This window comes from Cyclobacterium amurskyense (assembly GCF_001050135.1).
Taxonomy (GTDB): Bacteria; Bacteroidota; Bacteroidia; order Cytophagales; family Cyclobacteriaceae; genus Cyclobacterium; species Cyclobacterium amurskyense.
In genome coordinates this window covers 2776127-2795496 of record NZ_CP012040.1, presented here as the reverse complement: position 1 = coordinate 2795496, position 19370 = coordinate 2776127, and the positions used below count along the sequence as shown (strand labels likewise).

Below are 19370 nucleotides of genomic sequence, written 5' to 3'. Positions count from 1 at the left end.
ACCGTTAACCTAACACAATTTCAACTTCGAACCCCCGGGCAGTGTTTATTTATTGGCTTCGAATACAACTATTTCATCTTTTAGGTTCAGCAAATAATCAATATCGTCGAACCCGTTTTTCATGTTCTCTTTTTTATAAGAGTTGATATCAAAAGACTCTGATTTTCCGGTAGACAATAGAGTAATTGTTTGTTTATTGATGTCTACTTCTACTTCTACTTCTGGATTGGCTTCTACAGCTGCAAATAAATCGGCTGCGAATTCAGGAGAAACTGTAACTGGTAGAACACCAATATTTAAACAATTGTTTTTAAATATATCAGCGAAGAAACTAGAAACTACACATCTAAACCCATAATCATATATGGCCCATACGGCATGTTCACGGCTAGATCCAGAACCGAAGTTCTTTCCTGCCAAAAGAATTTTACCCGAATAAGTAGGGTCATTTAAAACAAAATCAGCTTTAGGGTTTCCCTCATTATCATAACGCCAGTCTCTGAAAAGGTTGTCTCCAAATCCTTCTCTCTCCGTAGCTTTCAAAAACCTGGCCGGAATAATTTGGTCAGTATCTACATTTTCAGATGAAAGAGGAACTACCCTACTGGTCAAAACATCAAATTTATCGTATGCCATGGTTTTATTTTTCTTGTACTAATTCTTCTATTAAATCCCGAGGGTCTGTAATCACACCGGTAATGGCAACTGCCGCTACTGTAAGTGGAGAAGCAAGCAATGTTCGGCTTCCTGGTCCTTGACGTCCTTCAAAGTTTCTGTTGGAAGTAGATACAGCATATTTGCCTGATGGTATTTTATCATCATTCATTGCCAAACAAGCAGAACATCCTGGTTGTCTTAATTTAAAACCAGCCTCTTCCAAGGTTTGAACAATTCCCTCTTTAATAGCCATTTTCTCAACTTCTCTAGAGCCTGGTACTATCCATGCAGTGATATTGTCTGCTTTCTGTTTGCCTTTGACAAATTCTGCTACAGACCTTAAATCTTCTATCCTACCATTGGTACAACTTCCAACAAATACATAGTCGATTTTCTTGCCTTGCATAGGTTCCCCTGGCTTAAAACCCATATAATCCATGGATTTCAAATAGGATTTTTGCTCACTGGCATTCATTCCATCAGTAGTAGGAATATTGCCTTTTACCTTCACACCCATACCAGGATTGGTACCGTAAGTGATCATGGGTTCAATATCCTCAGCTTTATAATGGTATTCTACATCAAAGGAAGCACCTTCATCTGTTTTAAGTGTTTTCCAATGCGCCACAGCCTTGTCCCACTCTTCTCCTTTAGGAGAGTATTGTTTACCTTTTAGGTATTCAAAAGTCGTTTCATCAGGTGCGATCAAACCACCTCTTGCGCCCATCTCGATACTCATGTTACAGATGGTCATTCTAGCCTCCATACTTAAAGACCTGATGGCACTACCTGCATATTCGATAAAGTATCCAGTACCACCACTAGCAGAAATCTGTGCGATGATGTATAATATAATATCTTTTGAAGTTACACCTTTACCCAACTCACCGTCTACAGTAATGCGCATTTTCTTAGGCTTAGCCTGCATGATGCACTGAGTAGCAAAAACCATCTCTACCTCTGAAGTACCAATACCAAATGCTATAGTACCAAAGGCTCCATGCGTAGAAGTGTGACTATCTCCACATACAATTGTCATTCCTGGCTGAGTAATCCCCAACTCGGGTCCGATTACATGGACGATACCATGGTGATCTGTTCCAAGGTCATGAAGTTCAATTCCATGTCTTTTACAATTTTCCCTCAATCTTTCGACTTGCATGCGGGAAAGTTGATCCTTGATTGTTTTGTCCTGATCAATGGTGGGTACATTATGATCAGGAGTGGCTATGGTTCTTTCTGGAAACATAACCTTATTGCCCCTTTTCTCAAGGTTAAGGAAGGCAACTGGGCTAGTTACTTCGTGGATAAAATGCTTATCTATGAAAAACACATCCGGACCATCTGGGATAGATTGGATCACATGTGCATCCCAAATCTTATCAAATAATGATTTCTTCTCCATTATATTTAGCTTTTTGTCAATTTATTTGACAGGTAATTTATTTAAAGCATCTATAAATGCTTTGGCCGAGGCCAATACTATGTCTGTTTCAGATCCAAAACCATGATATGGTCGGTCGTTATGCATCAATCTCATATGAACTTTGCATATATCATCACTCCCTTTAGTGATAGCTTGAATCAGAAATTCATCCAAGATCACCTTCTGAGGGATAAGCTTTTTGATTGATTTAATTACTGCATCTACCGGGCCATTTCCGTCGGATTCACTTTCTTTTTGTTCTTCTCCTATAGTAAGAACTACTTTGGCGTGACCGCCTTTGCCTTCACTTCCTTCGTAATAAACATCCTTCATCTCTATGAATAAAGAGTTTTCCAAATGTTCGCCTAGCAAGGACAAGAGGTCTTTTCTTCCTATGTCTCTTTTTGAATCTGCAAGAACCAAAAAGGCCTCATAAATTTCATCCAATTTTTCCTTTTCAAATTCAAAACCCAATAATTTCAGGTGATGCTTCAAGGCTGCTCTGCCACTTCTGGCCGTAAGGACTATGGAAGATTCCTCTACACCAACATCTTTAGGGTCAATTATTTCATAATTTTCCCTGTTTTTCAGTACACCGTCCTGGTGGATTCCTGAAGAGTGCGCAAATGCATTTCTACCTACAATGGCCTTATTGGGCTGTATAGGCATATTCATTAGCTTGGAAATAATCCTGCTGGTTTCGTAGATTTTCTTGGTATTAATACCAGTGTATACAGGAACCTCTTTGTGACTCTTTATAGCCATTACAACCTCTTCCAAGGAGGTGTTTCCTGCCCGTTCTCCGATCCCATTCATTGTCACTTCCACTTGTCTGGCTCCGTTTAGGACACCAGAAAGACTATTGGCCGTGGCCAATCCAAGATCGTTATGACAATGAGTAGACAGAATGGCGCTGTCTATATTTGAAACATTTTCTTTTAAAAATCGAATGATCTGCCCATATTGTTCAGGTAAGCAATAGCCAGTAGTATCAGGAATATTGATTACAGTAGCTCCCGCCTTGATGACTGCCTCTACTATTCTGGCAAGAAATTCAGGATCAGCCCTACCTGCATCTTCAGCATAAAACTCAACTTCGCCTACAAGGTTTCTTGCAAATTTAACTGCCCTGATGGCCTTCTCAAGAACGGCATCAGGAGTGCTTCTAAATTTGTGTTCAATGTGGTAACCGGACACACCTATTCCGGTGTGTATTCTGCTTTTTTTGGCAAATTTCAATGCCTCGGCAGCCACCTCTATGTCTTTCTCAACTGCCCTTGAAAGCGCACAGATAATCGGTTCTTCAACTGCCTTTGAAATTTCCACAACAGAATTGAAATCCCCGGGGCTGGATATTGGAAATCCAGCCTCAAGGATATCAACTCCCAATGCTTCCAAAGCCTTGGCTACTACAATTTTTTCCCTGGTATCGAGTTGGCATCCCGGCACCTGTTCACCATCCCTGAGGGTGGTATCAAATATCCAAAGCTTTTCTGACATCGTTAATTTTTAATTGTTTTCTGGTCTTAATTTACGTACAGTTGCTCCAGCTTGCCACATTTCAGAATCCCTCAATTCTTTCAATTCCTCTTCCAATTTCACTCTGTAATCAGACTTACTGTTGGATTCGATAGATTTGGCTGCTTCTTTTCCTGTTTTTACACTATTGTAAAGGTCTTCAAACACAGGCTTAGTAGCATCTCTGAAAGGTTTCCACCAATCTAATGCACCTCTTTGTGCTGTAGTAGAACAGTTAGCATACATCCAATCCATACCATTTTCAGCAACTAAAGGCATCAAACTTTGTGTCAATTCTTCTACAGTTTCATTGAATGCTTCAGAAGGAGTATGACCATTTGCTCTTAATACTTCATATTGAGCAGCAAATATACCTTGAATAGCACCCATAAGCGTTCCTCTTTCACCTGTAAGGTCAGAAGTAACTTCTTTGTAGAAATCTGTTTCGAATAAGTATCCTGAACCTACACCAATTCCCAATGCTACTACTCTATCTTTTGCTTTACCAGTTGCATCCTGGAAAATAGCGAAAGATGAATTTAAACCTCTACCCTCAACAAACATTCTCCTCAATGAAGTTCCTGAACCTTTTGGAGCAACCAAAATTACATCAACATCAGCAGGAGGAACAATTCCTGTTTGGTCTTTGTAAGTAACACCAAAGCCATGAGAAAAGTAAAGTGCTTTTCCTGGAGACAAGTGTTTTTTAACTGTTGGCCATAAGGCGATTTGTCCGGCATCAGACAACAAGAATTGAAGAATTGTTCCTTTTTCGCAGGCTTCTTCCAACTCAAAAAGTGTTTCACCGGGTACCCATCCATCAGCAACAGCCTTGTCCCAAGTTTTGGAATCTTTTCGTTGTCCAACAATGACATTAAAACCATTGTCTTTAAGGTTTAGTGCCTGACCAGGACCTTGAACTCCGTATCCTAATACGGCAATTACTTCATCCTTTAAGACTTCCTTTGCTTTTTCAAGAGGAAATTCTTCTCTTGTCACTACGTTTTCTTCAACTGTACCGAACTTCAGTTTCATAACTATAAATTAAAATTGATTTTAAATTGGTATTATAAATATTTATCAATGCTCACCATTGGTTTGGCTACAGCTACCCTGCCGGACCTCACAAATTCCAGAACATTAAATTCTTTTAGCACTTCCAGCAAATCTTGAGTGTCCTTTTTATGACCCGTCATTTCAATGACCACAAAATCTTTCTCCGCTGAAATGATTTTCGCATTATGTTGCCGAATTACCATTTCCAAACCTGGATCAATGCTGTCTATAGGAATTTTATACAAAGCTATTTCCTGAAAAACCATCTCATCATCGAGGTAATAAAATGCTTTTATAACATCAATGATTTTTTCAATTTGTCTGGACAGCTGGATTATCTGAGCTTCAGTTGTACTCACCTCTATAGTGATCCTGTATATTCCTTCTTCTCTGCTTTCTGAGGCAGTAAAACCATCAATATTAATTCCTCTACGGGTAAATATTAAAGTGATTCTACTGAGTATGCCTATGAAATTTTCTGTAAAAACAGAAATTGTGTATCTTCTTTTCATCTGAGTTATTTAAGTCTAACTTCTTCAACAGAACTGCCAGTAGCAATCATGGGAAAAACATTGTCCTCTTTTTCTACTTTCACCTCAAGGAAATAAGGTCCATCATGTACAAACATCTCAGCTACGGCCTGACGCAAATCAGCTCGCTCATCTACTTTTTGTACTTTGAAATTATAGGCTTCAGCAATTTTAATAAAATCAGGATTATCTAACTCTGTAAAGGAATAGCGTTTGTCAAAAAACAACTGCTGCCATTGCCTTACCATACCCAAGAAATTATTATTAAGCAGTACCACCTTTACAGGGGCTTTGGTTTGCATGATAGCTCCAAGTTCCTGAATGGTCATTTGGATTCCACCATCACCTACCACGCATATTACCTCTCGGCTGTAATCGTGCAGTTGTGCACCCAAGGCTGCCGGAAGGGAAAAACCCATGGTACCTAATCCACCTGAAGTCACTTGGGTTCTGGTTGTTTTGTATTCAAAATACCTCCAAGCCACCATCTGGTGTTGCCCAACGTCTGTTACCAATATGGCATCATCAGCCTTAAATTCGTTGATATGGCGAACTACCTCTCCCATGGTCAAACCAATCTTGGTTGGGGATAAATCATTGCCTACAACTACTCTTTTTTCCTCAGCTTCAAGTTCTCTAAACTGCTTGATCCATTCCGGATGTTCTCTTTTTTCTACCTTCTCAACCAGCTTTTCTAAACTGACCTTACAGTCACCCAAAACAGGTACATCCGCTTTTACTATTTTATCGATTTCAGCTGGGTCTAATTCCAGGTGAATTACCTTAGCTTGCTTGGCATACCTTTTCACATCCCCTGTCACACGATCATCAAAACGCATTCCTACGCTTATTAATACATCGCATTTATTGGTAAGTAAGTTAGGTGCATAATTGCCATGCATACCCAATTTTCCTACATAATTGGGATGATCCTCTGACAGAGCTCCTGTTCCTAACAAGGTACAGGCAGCAGGAATACCAGTTTTGTCCAAAAATGCTTTCAACTGGCTTTCGGCCTTACCCAATATCACACCTTGACCATACAGCAAGTAAGGTCTTTCGGCGCTATTGATAAGTGCTGCGGCTTCAGCGATCACACTGTCTGAAACTTTAGGATAAGGTCGGTAAGAACGGATATTAAGGCAGGGAACATAATTGAAATCACCTAGAGCAATTTGTGCATCCTTGGTAATGTCAATTAGTACCGGACCTGGTCTTCCAGATCTTGCGATATGAAAGCCTTTGGCTATAGCCGGAGCTATATCCTCCACTCTTCTGACCTGTATGTTCCACTTCGTGGCAGGCATAGAAATACCTACTACGTCAGTTTCCTGAAAAGCATCAGTACCCAATAGCTGAGAAACCACTTGCCCTGTAATACAGACAAGGGGTGTGCTATCTATCAGGGCATCTGCCATGCCTGTTATTAAATTAGTGGCGCCTGGACCGGAGGTAGCCATACAGACTCCTACCTTACCAGAAACTCTTGCATATCCTTGGGCTGCATGAATTGCGCCCTGTTCGTGTCGGGTGAGGATATGTTGGATTTGATCCATATAATCATAGAGTGCATCATACACCGGCATGATAGCCCCTCCTGGGTAGCCAAAAATAAATTTGGCATTTTCTGCTACCAGGGATTTGATTACAATTTCTGCCCCTCTTATTTGTGAATCATTCATAGTCGTTAATCTTTATCTGTCACACATCCCTCAGATGCGGTAGAAACTAACTGAGAATATTTTTTAAGTGTTCCATTCAAATGGCTCAGGTCTTTATTTACCCAGGTTTTCTTTCGCTCTGCAAAAGTTTCCTCAGAAACATCACAGCTAATTTCGAGCGTTTCCCCATTAATGGTAACCATATCGCCGTTTTGTAAAAGCCCTATAGGGCCACCTGTATATGCTTCCGGCGTCACATGTCCTACTACGAAGCCATGCGTGCCTCCTGAAAATCTTCCATCTGTAATAAGTGCAACATCTGCACCCAAACCTGCACCAATGATAATGGATGTTGGTTTAAGCATTTCTGGCATGCCTGGTCCTCCTTTAGGACCTACATACCTGATGACGACAACATCACCCTTTTTAACCTCCATGTTTTTCATGGCGTCATTGGCTTCCTGCTCTGAGTTGTACACTTTAGCAGGACCGGTGAAGGAAACACCCTCTTTACCGGATATTTTTGCCACGGATCCTTCTGGAGCAAGGTTTCCAGTCAAAATACATAGGTGACCAGTTTTCTTAACAGGGGAATCAATAGGATTGATTACATTGCCTTTTTCTGCTTTTATTGGAGCTACATTGGCCAAGTTTTCAGCAATTGTTTTGCCTGTCACTGTCATACAGTCGCCATGTAACAATCCATTGTCCAAAAGGTACCTCATAAATGCAGGAAGGCCTCCCTGTTCATGCAGGTCTTCCATCATGTATTTTCCACTAGGCTTAAAATCTCCCAATACAGGAGTTGTGGCATTGATCTTTTTAAAATCTTCTAGTCCAAAGTCGATTTCTGCCGTTCTGGCAATCGCCAAAAGGTGAAGTACCGCATTGGTGCTACCAGCAAGTGCGACTACCACCCTTACCGCATTCTCCAAGCTTTTCTTGGTTAAGATATCTTTAGGCTTAAGGTCCATAGCCAATAAATTGGCAATGAATTCACCTGCTGCTTCGCATTCAGCAGCTTTTTCATTAGAGTTAGCCGGATTAGATGCACTATATGGAAGCGAAAGCCCCATTGCCTCTATGGCAGAAGACATGGTGTTGGCGGTATACATACCTCCACAAGCACCCGCTCCAGGGCAAGCATTCTTGATTACACCGGTATAGTCTTCATCAGAAATTTCGTTTTTGATTCGTTTTCCGTATGCTTCAAAAGCAGAAACAATATTGAGTTTTTCTCCCTTATATTTACCAGACCTGATAGTACCACCATAAACCATGATAGAAGGTCTGTTCACACGTAACATACCCATTACCGCTCCTGGCATGTTTTTATCACAACCAGCTACAGCAACTATCCCATCAAATGAATGTCCTAGAATAAATGACTCTATGGAGTCAGCAATGATTTCTCTTGATGGTAAACTATAACGCATACCTGAAGTACCCATTGAAATCCCATCACTGATGCCTATCGTGTTGAAGACCAATCCAGTCAGCTTTGACTTTTTTGTAGAAGCCTTTATGGCTCTTGCAAAGTCATTAAGGTGCATGTTACAAGGGTTACTTTCATATCCACAACTTGCGACCCCGACAAAAGGCTGCTTCATCTCTTCGTCCGACAGTCCTGTTGCATACAACATGGCCATTGAAGCCGGATTTTCTTGATTATCGCTTACCTCCCAACTATTCTTCTTTGAATTGCTCATTATAACTGAATTATTTTTAACAACTGGCTTATAAAAAAAAGTGCTTCACTCGAATGAAGCACTTTGATTGATTTTTTCTATTGGCAATAGATCAGCGCTTCATCACTTACTAAATGATAATGACAATTAGAACGACTAGGCTGACAACTATTAACATTTCTCTTATGGAGTATTCTCTTTGACTTTATTTTGTACTATTATAATGCAATATTAAAACCCATAATCCATACTTACAATATTTTAATTCTTTTTTTAATTTGAGTAAAATAAGAAAATAATGCAAATGAATTTAATTAAAAAATTAAAGTTTATTATTATAGGATTGATGCAATTTTATTTCATTTATTTCATTATCGCGAAAAAAATCAAAATTTTCTTCTGATCCAAACTTTTGTTAATTTTTTACTAAAAAAACCGTCTATAAGGTCAGAGTTACCAACTTTAAACTTAAGTAAGCCTTTATCTATAAAAATGAATTAAAAAGGTGCTTAGAAAATCCACACCTTTGTTTTAATTTTAAAGCCTAAAGATGTACAATTATGATCATTTTTCCCAATGCAAAAATTAATCTTGGCTTACATGTCCTTCGAAAAAGGAATGATGGGTATCACGACATTCATACTTGCATGTACCCCATACCTCTTAAGGAAGGCTTGGAAATGATTCCCGCCAAATCCTTTGGTTTTACTCATAGTGGAATACCCATCCCAGGCACATCAGATCATAACCTCATCGTCAAGGCATATCAATTATTGCTGGCTGATTTCCCGAAGCTTACACCTGTAGCTGCGCATCTCCATAAAAGCATTCCCATAGGGGCTGGTCTAGGAGGAGGTTCGGCTGATGCAGCTTTTGCCCTTAAACTTTTGAACACCCTATTTTCCCTAAATTTAAAACCAAAACAACTTGAGGACTACGCCTCCCAATTAGGTAGCGACTGCCCTTTCTTTATACAAAACAAGCCCCAAATGGCTGAAGGACGGGGAGAAAAATTAGAAACACTTGATTTGGATTTGGCGGGAAACTGGCTTTTTCTGGTGCATCCCGGCATTCATATAGGCACCAAAGAAGCTTATGATGGAATCCAGCCCAAAGAAAGGGAAATGGGCCTAAAAGCCATACTCAATGATCAATCTACCTGGAAATCAAACCTTGTAAACGATTTTGAAAAAGGAATTTTCAATTCCTACCCGGAGATAGCAGACATCAAATCAAAACTATATGAAGCTGGGGCCTGGTATGCAGCCATGTCTGGCTCAGGATCTGCTGTATTTGGATTATTTAAGGATACACCACAAGGGATTAAATTTCCCTCCCATTATTTTACCTTTTCCGAAAAACTAATTTAAGCCAATGTTTTAACCTTTAATCAATGAATTTTTCTTACGGTTCTTAGTCCCCTTCTTTTTTGCACATATCGAATTACCGGATAGATACCAACTGAAGCTAAAATTATCAAGGTTCCAACATAAAACTCAGTTGTCATTTTTTCTTTCTCCCCAAAGATCATAAATGCCAATAGAATACCGTAAACCGGCTCCATATTCACTGTCAGATTAACTGCAAAAGCGGATATACGTCTCATTAGGTTCACCGATAGGGTAAAAGCCACCACAGTACATACCTGCGAAAGCACCAACAGCCAAAACCAATCCATACCCTGCGGCATCCATGAAAAGCCATCAACAGTAAACCAATATGCATAAAAAGGCATGAAAGCTGATGTCAGCAAAAAGGCCCCTATCATCTCATAAAAAGTGATCACGAAAGGACTGTGGCTTTTGGTAAGCTTACCATTGATCACGGTAAAGCAGGCACTCAATAAAGCAGACAGAACGGCTAATAAAAGGCCCAAGGCATATCCGGACTCAAACTTAAAAATCACGACCAAGCCAAGAACAACTATCAATCCCAACATTACCTCATACCATTTGACAGGTTGCCTATTAACCAAAGGCTCTATCAATGCAGTCCAAAGCGAGCAAGTCGCCAATCCCGCAAGACAAACAGATGCTGTGGAAACTTGAGCTGCCCAGAAAAACAAAATCCAATGTGCCCCGATCAAGCCTCCAGTTAAAAGAAAATTGGTTAAGGCCGAACCACTTACCTTCAATGGCCGCCTCCTAAACTTGAGAAATAAGAGGAGCCCTATACTCGCAAGTAGGGTGCGGTAAAAAACAATTTCAACAGCAGGAAGACTTATCAACAGGCCTAGTATTGCCGTAAATCCCCAGATTAAAACGACAAAATGGAGCCACAAATAATCCTTAACCATAGGCGAATATTTACCTGGGAACGGTTTTGTAAAGTACCAATCCCGTCAATCCAAAAACAATATTAGGTATCCATACTGCCAAAATTGGATAGGAAGTACCCGCTTCAGCAAATGTCCTGGAAAGTAAAAAAAGTATGATGTACACAAAGGCCAGCATAAAGCCCAGTGCTATTTTGAACCCGGACCCTCCTCTGGTTTTTCTTGCAGAGACGATCACCCCAATGAAAGTAAGTAGGATCGCAGCAAAGGGGGACATAAAGCGAACATATTTTTCTATTTTATAATAGCTGATATTGTCTGCTCCCCGCTCCTCTAGCACTAAAATTTGCTTGGAAAGTTCAGGTAATGTCAAGGTCTCATGATGGTTCAAGGGCAAATCAAAATCATTGGGAGAAATAGACAAGGTTGTATCCATGGCATCCCCTGTGGTCCAAGTCTCACCCATTTCATTCAATTCTCTTAGCCTCCAATTTCGAGCATTCCAAACATTTTTGGTCGTATCCCAAACAATTCTATCCGCTGAGAATTTTGAAATGAGTTTACCGTCTTTTATATGTTCCAATGTAAAATTATGCCCGGAATTGACCGAGGTAAAATACTTAAACAAATAAGCATACAGATCTTCTGCTACCTTAATATGAATGTTCTTTTGGTTCAAGTCCATCTGCTGCTTGTCCAAATATTCAACCCTAAATTCTGAAACTCCAGCAGTAGCAACTGGCAATACCCAGCCATTCAGCAAAAAACTAATCACAGCAATCAGTACTGCAGACATTATAAAAGGAACTAGCATTCTCAAAAAACTCACCCCACTACTTAGGATTGCAATGATTTCTGTTCTCCCCGCCATCTTCGAGGTGATAAAAATCACGGAAATGAAGACTGTTATTGGCGTAAGTAAATTATTTAAATAGAGGCCATAATTAAGCATGTATTGAAGAATCTCATCGGCAGGAACTTCATTTCGGATATAGGTATCATTCTTCTCAGTGAAATCCAACACCAAAACAACCAAAATCAACATCAAGACCACAAATAAATAGGTCTTGAGGAAATCTTTAATGATTAATTTATCCAATAGTTTCATGCCAAATGGTCTTTCTCTTATGTATTCAATGAAACAGCTATTCTTGAAGAATTCTTATAACCTTCTACTCACTTTTTCTACCATAGTATTTTTCCAGCTACTAAAATCTCCCGCTAGGATATGCTCCCTAGCCTGTGTCACCAACCAAAGATAGAAGGATAAATTATGAATACTTGCTATTTGGGCAGCAAGCATTTCTTTGCTAATGGTCAAATGTCTAAGGTAGGCCTTGGTATAGAAATTACTGACATGGGAATGGAAGCCACTGTCTAGAGGGGAGAAATCCATTTTCCATCTTTCATTTCGGATATTAATAATGCCTTCTGAAGTAAAGAGCATACCATTTCTGGCATTTCTAGTTGGCATTACACAGTCAAACATATCTATACCCAATGCTATCCCCTCAAGGATATTAGCAGGTGTACCCACTCCCATCAGGTACCTGGGCTTGTCCTCCGGTAGAATATCGGTGACCAGATCTGTCATTTCGTACATCATCTCAGCAGGCTCACCTACAGACAATCCCCCAATGGCATTTCCCTCTCTATCTTGGTCACTAACAAAGTGAGCCGCATCTTTCCTTAAGTCTTTATAAGTACTGCCCTGAACGATAGGGAACAGCGATTGAGCATATCCATATTTTCCTGTTGTACTATCAAAATGATCAATACAGCGCTTTAACCAACGGTGTGTAAGATGCATGGAGTTTTTGGCATAACTCCAATCACAAGGATAGGGGGTACACTCATCAAAAGCCATTATAATATCTGCGCCAATAGTACGCTGAATATCCATCACTGATTCAGGAGTAAAGTGGTGTTTTGAACCATCAATATGAGATTTAAAGACCACCCCTTCTTCTTTAATTTTTCTATTTCCTTCCAAGGAGAATACCTGATATCCCCCACTGTCAGTAAGAATAGGGCTCGACCATCCAATGAATTTATGTAAACCACCAGCTTTTTCCAGTACATCCAGACCAGGGCGAAGATAAAGGTGATAGGTGTTACCCAAAATAATCTGTGCCTTCACATCATAAGTTAACTCTCTTTGATGAACTGCCTTTACTGATCCAGCAGTCCCCACAGGCATAAAGATCGGTGTTTGAATCAGGCCGTGATCTGTCTGAATTTCACCAGCTCTGGCTTTCGAATTTTGATCCTTGCTTTCAAGTTTAAATTTCATTCCTCCCTTTCATTGAAAAATCCCCCATTTACTCATTATATTTGAATCCGAAATAGGCGATAGCGATTATAGTATGCATTGAAATTATTTCAGAATCAGCCAATTGTTGTGATTTCTGAGCTCAACATGGCTTTGTCATGTTCTGTTTTTCAATGCCCCTGTTCTTTTTTGTTTAAAACAAGGATCATACAGCTCATTGACTATGCCTATTGGAACACAAAAATAACCGCAATAAAACAAAAATCTGAGATTTTTGAATTAATCTTAAAGAACTGACAGCAGGCGCAAATATGGAAAACACATTATGGTGGATATTTTTTTTAGCTTTAGGCATACAGTTCACCTACTTAATGGTGGTTTTTGGCAGGTTTGTTTTCTTTCACAAAGCCCAAAGAGAAGCCCTTCAGGACACCAACCTAAGTGGGGTTTCTATTATCATAGCTGCCAAAAATGAAGCAAGAAACTTACAAGACCTTGTCCCTTTACTTATGGAACAGGACTATCCTGATTTTGAAGTACTGGTAGTAAATGACTGCTCTACAGATAACTCTGAAGACTTATTGAGGTCATTGGCAGAAACCTATACAAACTTGAGAATTGTAAATGTCAGGTACACACCTGATCATGTGACTGCAAAAAAATATGCCCTTACTTTAGGGATAAAGGTTTCAAAATACGAAACCATTTTGCTTACAGACGCAGATTGCCGACCAGTCTCTTCTCACTGGATCAAGAGGATGTCCGCACCAGTTCGAAATGAAGGCAAAACTTTTGCCCTCGGTCACGGATCTTATTTAGCACTTCCAGGTTTATTAAACAAAATCATTCAGTACGAAACCCTTTTTACCGCCATTTATTATTTCTCTTTTGGCTATTGGAAATCCCCCTTTATGGGAGTGGGAAGAAACCTTTGTTACCAAAAAAGCTTTTTTATGGAAAAGAAAGCTTTCAAATCGCTCTGGCACATTGAAGGAGGGGATGACGATCTATTTGTAAACCTTTATGCTACAGCCGACAATACCGCCATAGTAGCACATCCCGAGAGCATTACTGTTTCACAGCCAAAGACCAACTTCAAAGCTTATTTCACTCAAAAGAAGAGACATTTCCATGCTGGGAAATATTATCGCACCAAGGATAAACTAAAACTAGGCTTGTATTCGTTAAGTCATTTGGTATTCTGGCTCTCCGCGGTAGGAATTGTAATTCTTGAAAGCACCTGGGAACCAATTGCACTGGTATTGGGGTTAGTTTTGACAAGGGCCATACTACAATATTTAATCATACATAGGGCTAGAAAAAAATTAGAGGGGACTGGAAAGGTAATTTGGACCTTATTTTTTGATTTGATGTACATGATTTATTTTTGGACCTTAGGAACCAAAGGTTATCTGTCAAAAACAGTTAAATGGAAATAAACGAAAGAAGTTTTTCTGATAAAGCATTAGAGGATTTTGAATTGATCGACAAAGCGGTCAATGACAATGACCAGCAGGCCTATGCCTCGCTTATGAAGAGGTACAAAAAAGCCGTCTACTTTATGATTCTTAAAATGATCAGAGGTGCTGACGATGCAGAAGACCTTACTATGGAAGCCTTTGCCAAGGCCTTTAAAAACCTGCACAAATTTAAAAAAGACTATACTTTTAGCACCTGGCTTTTTAGAATTGCCACCAACAATACCATTGACTTTATTCGGAAAAAGAAGCTCAAAACCATGAGCCTTAATAACACCATGACAGATGATGGAGGGAATGCGGTAAATATAGATGTGGAAGATGACGACAATAATCCACAAGACGAATTTATCAAAACCCAAAGAAAAGAAATGGTAAGAATATTCGTAGACAAGTTACCAGCAAAATACCGAAAGCTAGTCAAGCTAAGGTACTTTGATGAATTGTCCTATGATGAAATTGCTGCCGAGCTGGACAAACCTTTGGGAACTGTAAAAGCACAACTTCACCGTTCAAGGGAACTACTTTTCGAAATTGCCCAGGGAAAAAACAAACATATATAATTAATGACTCCAGACCACAAGCTGATTCAACATTACTTCCCAGAATTGAATACACATCAAATAGACCAATTTGAGCGTATGGGAGAACTTTACCTTGATTGGAACAGTAAGATCAATGTTATCAGTCGAAAGGACATGGATAGTTTTTACATTCACCATGTCTTACATTCCCTGGGTATAGCGAAATTAATTTCATTTGAAGCTGGAACAAAGATTCTAGACATAGGTACCGGAGGAGGATTTCCTGGAATCCCTCTTGCTATTATGTTTCCTGAAGTACAATTTCACCTGGTTGACTCTATTGGAAAGAAAATTACGGTGGTAAAAGATGTGGTCAAGCAATTGGGTTTAAAAAATGTGGAACCCCAACAAGTACGGGCAGAAAGTCTGACGGACCGAAAGTACCATTATATCATCAGCCGGGCGGTGACACAAATGGAGAAATTTTACCCTTGGATCAAAGGTAAATTTAGGAAAGAAGATATGCATCCAGAATTCCAAAACGGTGTCTTTTACCTCAAAGGAGGCGAGGTGGATGAAGAACTGGAAGCATTAAACCTAAACTATGTAAGTTACCACCTAGAGGATTACTATACAGAACCCTTTTTTGAGACAAAAAAAGTGGTCTACCTTCCCTACGAAGGAAAAAGGTAGTTAGCCCACTTTTATACTCATGCGCAATTTTGGTTCACGAATACAAAAAAGCCCAACGCTTCTCCACACCCAAAACTTCAGTCTAAAAGTTGCAGAAATAAAAGCAATTTTAGATGGAATAAGGGAAGGCCATTAAGCGCTCTGCTAAATATAAAGTGAGGATCAGAAACCAACGCAAAAAGGCTTAACCCGGGTTATAATAGGATTTCTCCGCCCTGACAATCGTCAGGGGTGATAGCCTGTCCCGTGTTTACGGGAAGTGTTGCAATCGCAAGACAATCAGACTGTTTGGAGATTTTAGCATAGCACCACTATGGTGAAATTGAAAACAGCAACGAAGTGGCTGATTTTAAAGCGATTTCAGCAGGTAATAGAATGTCTATTGCATATTTCGGGTTTAACCCTATAAAACCAGCCTATAAAAAACGAATTTGGCGGCATAATTGCAGTATTATTTGCAACCATGCCGCCAAAACATCGACCTATAAGTCAGATGCAATTCCTGCTACCACCCCCTATCTTCAAACCTGCGTTTAAAGAGTCAAGCGTATTTGTCTTACCTAACTAAAACCACTTCAATACTGGTTTCGCTAACTGTAAGTCCTTCTTCTTGAAAACGCTCAAAATCGGAAACTTCAATCTCTCCTCCCAACCTGAGCATATTTTCGGAATAGTCTATGACCTCTAATATCACAGCCTCCTCTTTGTCTGTAATCACCAACTGATCTCCAACCAACTCCCAGGTGCCAGAAAAGATTTCAACCCCTTGTACGGGGATTTTTTCATTCTGAAGTGTGATTCCCAATGCCGTTACATCTAAATCGAAAACGAAACTCCCTGCGGCGGTAAGCAATTGATCCATATCCCCAAAATCCAGCGTCATGTCATAATTCTCTCCAATGCCCTCAATACTTACAGGGACGGAAGGACCACCAGAAATTGAGACAACACCTCTTCCTCTTAAAGTAGCTTCTTGCAAGGTCCATTCTTTATTTACCAATTCGAGGGCAGGGCGTTCCTCTGATGAAGTTTTACAACTCCAGATCGACATCAGCACTATCAAGGAGAGGAAATAGGTGAACTTTTTCATGGTATTTATTTCTTTTTGTAGGTGATTTTCACGGGCACGCCTGTGAAATCAAAATTTTCCCTAAGCCTGTTTTCCAAAAACCTGGTATAAGGAGATTTAATGTATTGAGGTAAGTTACAAAAGAAAGCAATAACCGGATTCTTGGTTGGCAACTGTGTGATGTACTTTATTTTGATATATTTCCCCTTATTGGCTGGTGGCGGATATTTTTCTATTTCCGGCAACAATAGCTCATTTAATTTGGATGTAGAGACCTTTCTCTGCTTGTTTTCATAAACATTCATAGCCAATTCCATGGCTTGAAAGATCCTTTGTTTGGTAAGAGCGGAAATGAATATGATTGGAATCCATTTATTTTCCCCAAGCTTATCCGTCATGTTGTCCTTGAAAGCCTGCATGGTCTTATGGTCTTTTTCTACCAAATCCCATTTGTTGACCATAATCATCAGTCCTTTGTTATTTTTAATGGACAAAGAGATAAGATTGACATCCTGAGCTTCCAGTCCTCGAGTAGCATCTACCATGATAATGATCACATCAGAATCTTCCAATGTTCTCAATGAACGCATCACAGAATAAAATTCAATATCTTCCTTGACCTTGGCTTTTTTTCGAATACCTGCAGTATCAGTAAGGATATAGTCCTTACCATATAGCTGGTAACGTGTGTGAATAGCATCTCTGGTCGTTCCAGCCTCATCAGTCACTATTGACCTTTCCCTACCTATCAGGGCGTTAAGAAAAGAGGACTTGCCCACATTTGGTCTTCCCAGAATGGCCAACTTAGGTATTCCTTCATCAGGATCTCTTTCTCCCTCATCAGGAAATTTCTTTATCACCTCATCCAACAAATCGCCTATACCACTACCACTTGTTGAGGTGGTAGGGAAAATAATATCTTCTCCTATGCCCAGCGCATAAAATTCATTGGCCATTAGCAGGTCATCAAGATTATCTGCCTTATTGGCCACCATAAAAATCGGTTTATCAGCACCTCTTAGCTCTTTGGCAAATTCGGCATCCAAATCCGTAAGTCCTACCATACAGTCAACCACAAATAAGATGACTGAAGCCTCTTCTATTGCCAGCTTGACTTGCTTGCGAATTTCTTTCTCAAAAATATCTTCAGATCCAGTCACATACCCACCGGTATCAATGACAGAGAAAAACTTCCCTCCCCATTGAGCGTGTCCATAATGCCTATCTCTTGTCACCCCACTGAGGTTATCTTCAATGGCTTTCCGCTCTTCTACAAGTCGGTTAAAAAGTGTGGATTTACCCACATTAGGTCTCCCTACAATTGCTACTATATTGGCCATAATACTATAATTTATTGGTCGTAACCAAATTTTTTCAGTTTGTTTTTATTCTTTCTCCAGTTCTCTTCTACCTTCACAAAGGTTTCTAGAAAAACTTTTTTCCCAAAAAATTTCTCCATTTCAATCCTGGCTTGGGTCCCAACTCTTTTCAATGCTTTCCCTTTGTCTCCAATGATAATTCCTTTTTGGCTATCCCTTTCCACAAATATCAATGCCCTCATTCGGAGCAATTGATCAGTTTCTTCAAAATCCTCTATCCTCACTTCTGTGCTATAGGGGATTTCTTTTTTGTATTGAATAAATATTTTTTCCCTTATTATTTCAGAAGCAAAGAAACGTTCAGGACGGTCACTTAGTTCTTCTTTGTCATAAAACGGTGGATGCACAGGTAATCGGTCCAGGATTTCCTGCATAATCTTTTGTAAGTTAAACCCTTCTAGTGCTGAAATTGGGATTACGACATCTGCTTTTATTTTTTGGGTCCAATATTCCGTTACTTCAGCAAGTTTCTCCTCCTTGTTCAGGTCTATTTTATTGATGATAAGCAAAACCGGCACACCTGCAGCATTTACTTTTTGTATAATGTCTTCTATTTCTTCATCATTCTCAAAAAGATCTGTTACAAATACAATTACATCAGCATCTTCAAGGGAAAGATTCACAAACCCCATCATGCTTTTATGTAGTTCGTATTTAGGTTTCAGCATGCCCGGGGTATCGGAGAATACAATCTGGTATTCTGGTTCATTCATAATTCCCAAAATCCTATGACGAGTAGTCTGGGCTTTGGATGAAATGATAGAAAGCTTTTCTCCAAGCAGGGCATTCATAAGAGTAGATTTGCCCACATTGGGTTTGCCTATTATATTAACGAAGCCTGCTTTATGCATGTTTTCTGGCATGGTCTCAGATTTTTTTTACAAAGGTACTTGATTTTTGATAATATACCCTTACCTTTGTACCACAATAAAGGATAAGGCAGCAAAAAACGTTTAAAACCTTATCATTTTTCAAAGCGATTTTATTTAAAATAAAGATATATCGCGGGATGGAGCAGTTGGTAGCTCGTTGGGCTCATAACCCAAAGGTCACAGGTTCGAGTCCTGTTCCCGCTACTAGAAACCCCTTATACGTCAAGTATTTGGGGTTTTCTTTTTTTTAAGGCGTTTTTATTATTTATCGA

At 39.6% G+C, this 19370-nt stretch carries 17 protein-coding genes and 1 tRNA gene; 5 read left to right on the top strand and 13 right to left on the bottom strand.

Going from position 1 to position 19370, the window contains the following annotated elements:
• Window positions 1-45: 45 nt before the first annotated feature.
• The 7 genes from leuD to ilvD are packed head-to-tail and all read right to left on the bottom strand — an operon-like array spanning window position 46 to window position 8557.
• A complete protein-coding gene (gene leuD, locus CA2015_RS11460; RefSeq protein ID WP_048642035.1) occupies window positions 46-636 on the bottom strand; it encodes a 3-isopropylmalate dehydratase small subunit in 591 nt (196 codons plus the stop codon).
• A 4-nt stretch (window positions 637-640) separates the two neighbouring features.
• Window positions 641-2062, bottom strand: coding sequence for a 3-isopropylmalate dehydratase large subunit (leuC, locus tag CA2015_RS11455; RefSeq protein ID WP_048642034.1), 1422 nt, complete (start codon window positions 2060-2062; stop codon window positions 641-643).
• Between the two features lie 21 nt (window positions 2063-2083).
• Window positions 2084-3583 (bottom strand): 2-isopropylmalate synthase, encoded by a 1500-nt coding sequence (locus tag CA2015_RS11450; protein WP_048642033.1) that lies wholly within the window; start codon window positions 3581-3583, stop codon window positions 2084-2086.
• 9 nt (window positions 3584-3592) lie between these two features.
• Window positions 3593-4636, bottom strand: coding sequence for a ketol-acid reductoisomerase (gene ilvC, locus CA2015_RS11445; protein ID WP_048642032.1), 1044 nt, complete (start codon window positions 4634-4636; stop codon window positions 3593-3595).
• Between the two features lie 32 nt (window positions 4637-4668).
• Window positions 4669-5169: an acetolactate synthase small subunit gene (ilvN, locus tag CA2015_RS11440; protein WP_048642031.1), complete on the bottom strand. Its 501-nt coding sequence runs from the start codon at window positions 5167-5169 to the stop codon at window positions 4669-4671.
• A 5-nt stretch (window positions 5170-5174) separates the two neighbouring features.
• On the bottom strand, window positions 5175-6869 hold the full coding sequence (ilvB, locus tag CA2015_RS11435; RefSeq protein WP_048642030.1) for a biosynthetic-type acetolactate synthase large subunit: 1695 nt from the start codon (window positions 6867-6869) through the stop codon (window positions 5175-5177).
• Between the two features lie 5 nt (window positions 6870-6874).
• Complete coding sequence (gene ilvD / locus CA2015_RS11430; RefSeq protein WP_048642029.1) at window positions 6875-8557, bottom strand: dihydroxy-acid dehydratase; 1683 nt, start codon at window positions 8555-8557, stop codon at window positions 6875-6877.
• A 539-nt stretch (window positions 8558-9096) separates the two neighbouring features.
• On the opposite strand from ilvD, the gene ispE reads away from it, so the two are divergent.
• Window positions 9097-9906, top strand: a complete 810-nt coding sequence (ispE, locus tag CA2015_RS11425) for a 4-(cytidine 5'-diphospho)-2-C-methyl-D-erythritol kinase (protein ID WP_048642028.1) — start codon at window positions 9097-9099, stop codon at window positions 9904-9906.
• 20 nt (window positions 9907-9926) lie between these two features.
• On the opposite strand, the gene CA2015_RS11420 is transcribed toward ispE, so the two are convergent.
• Genes CA2015_RS11420 through tgt form a run of 3 tightly spaced genes read right to left on the bottom strand, consistent with a single transcriptional unit; the run spans window position 9927 to window position 13104 of the window.
• Window positions 9927-10832: a DMT family transporter gene (locus tag CA2015_RS11420; protein WP_048642027.1), complete on the bottom strand. Its 906-nt coding sequence runs from the start codon at window positions 10830-10832 to the stop codon at window positions 9927-9929.
• A gap of 10 nt (window positions 10833-10842) precedes the next feature.
• Window positions 10843-11919 (bottom strand): LptF/LptG family permease, encoded by a 1077-nt coding sequence (locus tag CA2015_RS11415; RefSeq protein WP_048642026.1) that lies wholly within the window; start codon window positions 11917-11919, stop codon window positions 10843-10845.
• Between the two features lie 54 nt (window positions 11920-11973).
• Window positions 11974-13104 (bottom strand): tRNA guanosine(34) transglycosylase Tgt, encoded by a 1131-nt coding sequence (gene tgt / locus CA2015_RS11410; protein ID WP_048642025.1) that lies wholly within the window; start codon window positions 13102-13104, stop codon window positions 11974-11976.
• Between the two features lie 290 nt (window positions 13105-13394).
• Between tgt and CA2015_RS11405 the strand changes: the two genes are divergently transcribed.
• From CA2015_RS11405 to rsmG, 3 genes are read left to right on the top strand one after another with little or no spacing between them, the layout of a single operon-like run.
• Window positions 13395-14522 (top strand): glycosyltransferase, encoded by a 1128-nt coding sequence (locus tag CA2015_RS11405; protein ID WP_048642024.1) that lies wholly within the window; start codon window positions 13395-13397, stop codon window positions 14520-14522.
• Window positions 14513-15124 carry an RNA polymerase sigma factor gene (locus CA2015_RS11400; protein WP_048642023.1) on the top strand — a complete coding sequence of 204 codons (612 nt, stop codon included), beginning with the start codon at window positions 14513-14515 and terminating at the stop codon, window positions 15122-15124. The genes CA2015_RS11405 and CA2015_RS11400 overlap by 10 nt, the downstream gene beginning before the upstream one ends.
• A gap of 3 nt (window positions 15125-15127) precedes the next feature.
• A complete protein-coding gene (gene rsmG, locus CA2015_RS11395; RefSeq protein ID WP_048642022.1) occupies window positions 15128-15778 on the top strand; it encodes a 16S rRNA (guanine(527)-N(7))-methyltransferase RsmG in 651 nt (216 codons plus the stop codon).
• Window positions 15779-16334: 556 nt separating this feature from the next.
• On the opposite strand, the gene CA2015_RS11390 is transcribed toward rsmG, so the two are convergent.
• The 3 genes from CA2015_RS11390 to era are packed head-to-tail and all read right to left on the bottom strand — an operon-like array spanning window position 16335 to window position 19089.
• Window positions 16335-16868, bottom strand: a complete 534-nt coding sequence (locus tag CA2015_RS11390; protein WP_157470444.1) for a hypothetical protein — start codon at window positions 16866-16868, stop codon at window positions 16335-16337.
• Between the two features lie 5 nt (window positions 16869-16873).
• The gene (gene der, locus CA2015_RS11385; protein WP_048642020.1) at window positions 16874-18187 is read right to left on the bottom strand and encodes a ribosome biogenesis GTPase Der; all 1314 of its coding nucleotides are present in this window, start codon (window positions 18185-18187) and stop codon (window positions 16874-16876) included.
• Between the two features lie 11 nt (window positions 18188-18198).
• On the bottom strand, window positions 18199-19089 hold the full coding sequence (gene era, locus CA2015_RS11380) for a GTPase Era (RefSeq protein ID WP_048642019.1): 891 nt from the start codon (window positions 19087-19089) through the stop codon (window positions 18199-18201).
• Window positions 19090-19229: 140 nt separating this feature from the next.
• Here era and CA2015_RS11375 point away from each other — a divergent pair.
• Window positions 19230-19302: transfer RNA gene (locus tag CA2015_RS11375), tRNA-Met, on the top strand.
• Window positions 19303-19370 lie beyond the last annotated feature (68 nt).

Coding starts and splice junctions, on each gene's coding strand:
- leuD (WP_048642035.1), bottom strand. CDS start 636: ATGGCATACGATAAATTTGATGTTTTGACCAGTAGGGTAGTTCCTCTT.
- leuC (WP_048642034.1), bottom strand. CDS start 2,062: ATGGAGAAGAAATCATTATTTGATAAGATTTGGGATGCACATGTGATC.
- CA2015_RS11450 (WP_048642033.1), bottom strand. CDS start 3,583: ATGTCAGAAAAGCTTTGGATATTTGATACCACCCTCAGGGATGGTGAA.
- ilvC (WP_048642032.1), bottom strand. CDS start 4,636: ATGAAACTGAAGTTCGGTACAGTTGAAGAAAACGTAGTGACAAGAGAA.
- ilvN (WP_048642031.1), bottom strand. CDS start 5,169: ATGAAAAGAAGATACACAATTTCTGTTTTTACAGAAAATTTCATAGGC.
- ilvB (WP_048642030.1), bottom strand. CDS start 6,869: ATGAATGATTCACAAATAAGAGGGGCAGAAATTGTAATCAAATCCCTG.
- ilvD (WP_048642029.1), bottom strand. CDS start 8,557: ATGAGCAATTCAAAGAAGAATAGTTGGGAGGTAAGCGATAATCAAGAA.
- ispE (WP_048642028.1), top strand. CDS start 9,097: ATGATCATTTTTCCCAATGCAAAAATTAATCTTGGCTTACATGTCCTT.
- CA2015_RS11420 (WP_048642027.1), bottom strand. CDS start 10,832: ATGGTTAAGGATTATTTGTGGCTCCATTTTGTCGTTTTAATCTGGGGA.
- CA2015_RS11415 (WP_048642026.1), bottom strand. CDS start 11,919: ATGAAACTATTGGATAAATTAATCATTAAAGATTTCCTCAAGACCTAT.
- tgt (WP_048642025.1), bottom strand. CDS start 13,104: ATGAAATTTAAACTTGAAAGCAAGGATCAAAATTCGAAAGCCAGAGCT.
- CA2015_RS11405 (WP_048642024.1), top strand. CDS start 13,395: ATGGAAAACACATTATGGTGGATATTTTTTTTAGCTTTAGGCATACAG.
- CA2015_RS11400 (WP_048642023.1), top strand. CDS start 14,513: ATGGAAATAAACGAAAGAAGTTTTTCTGATAAAGCATTAGAGGATTTT.
- rsmG (WP_048642022.1), top strand. CDS start 15,128: ATGACTCCAGACCACAAGCTGATTCAACATTACTTCCCAGAATTGAAT.
- CA2015_RS11390 (WP_157470444.1), bottom strand. CDS start 16,868: ATGAAAAAGTTCACCTATTTCCTCTCCTTGATAGTGCTGATGTCGATC.
- der (WP_048642020.1), bottom strand. CDS start 18,187: ATGGCCAATATAGTAGCAATTGTAGGGAGACCTAATGTGGGTAAATCC.
- era (WP_048642019.1), bottom strand. CDS start 19,089: ATGCCAGAAAACATGCATAAAGCAGGCTTCGTTAATATAATAGGCAAA.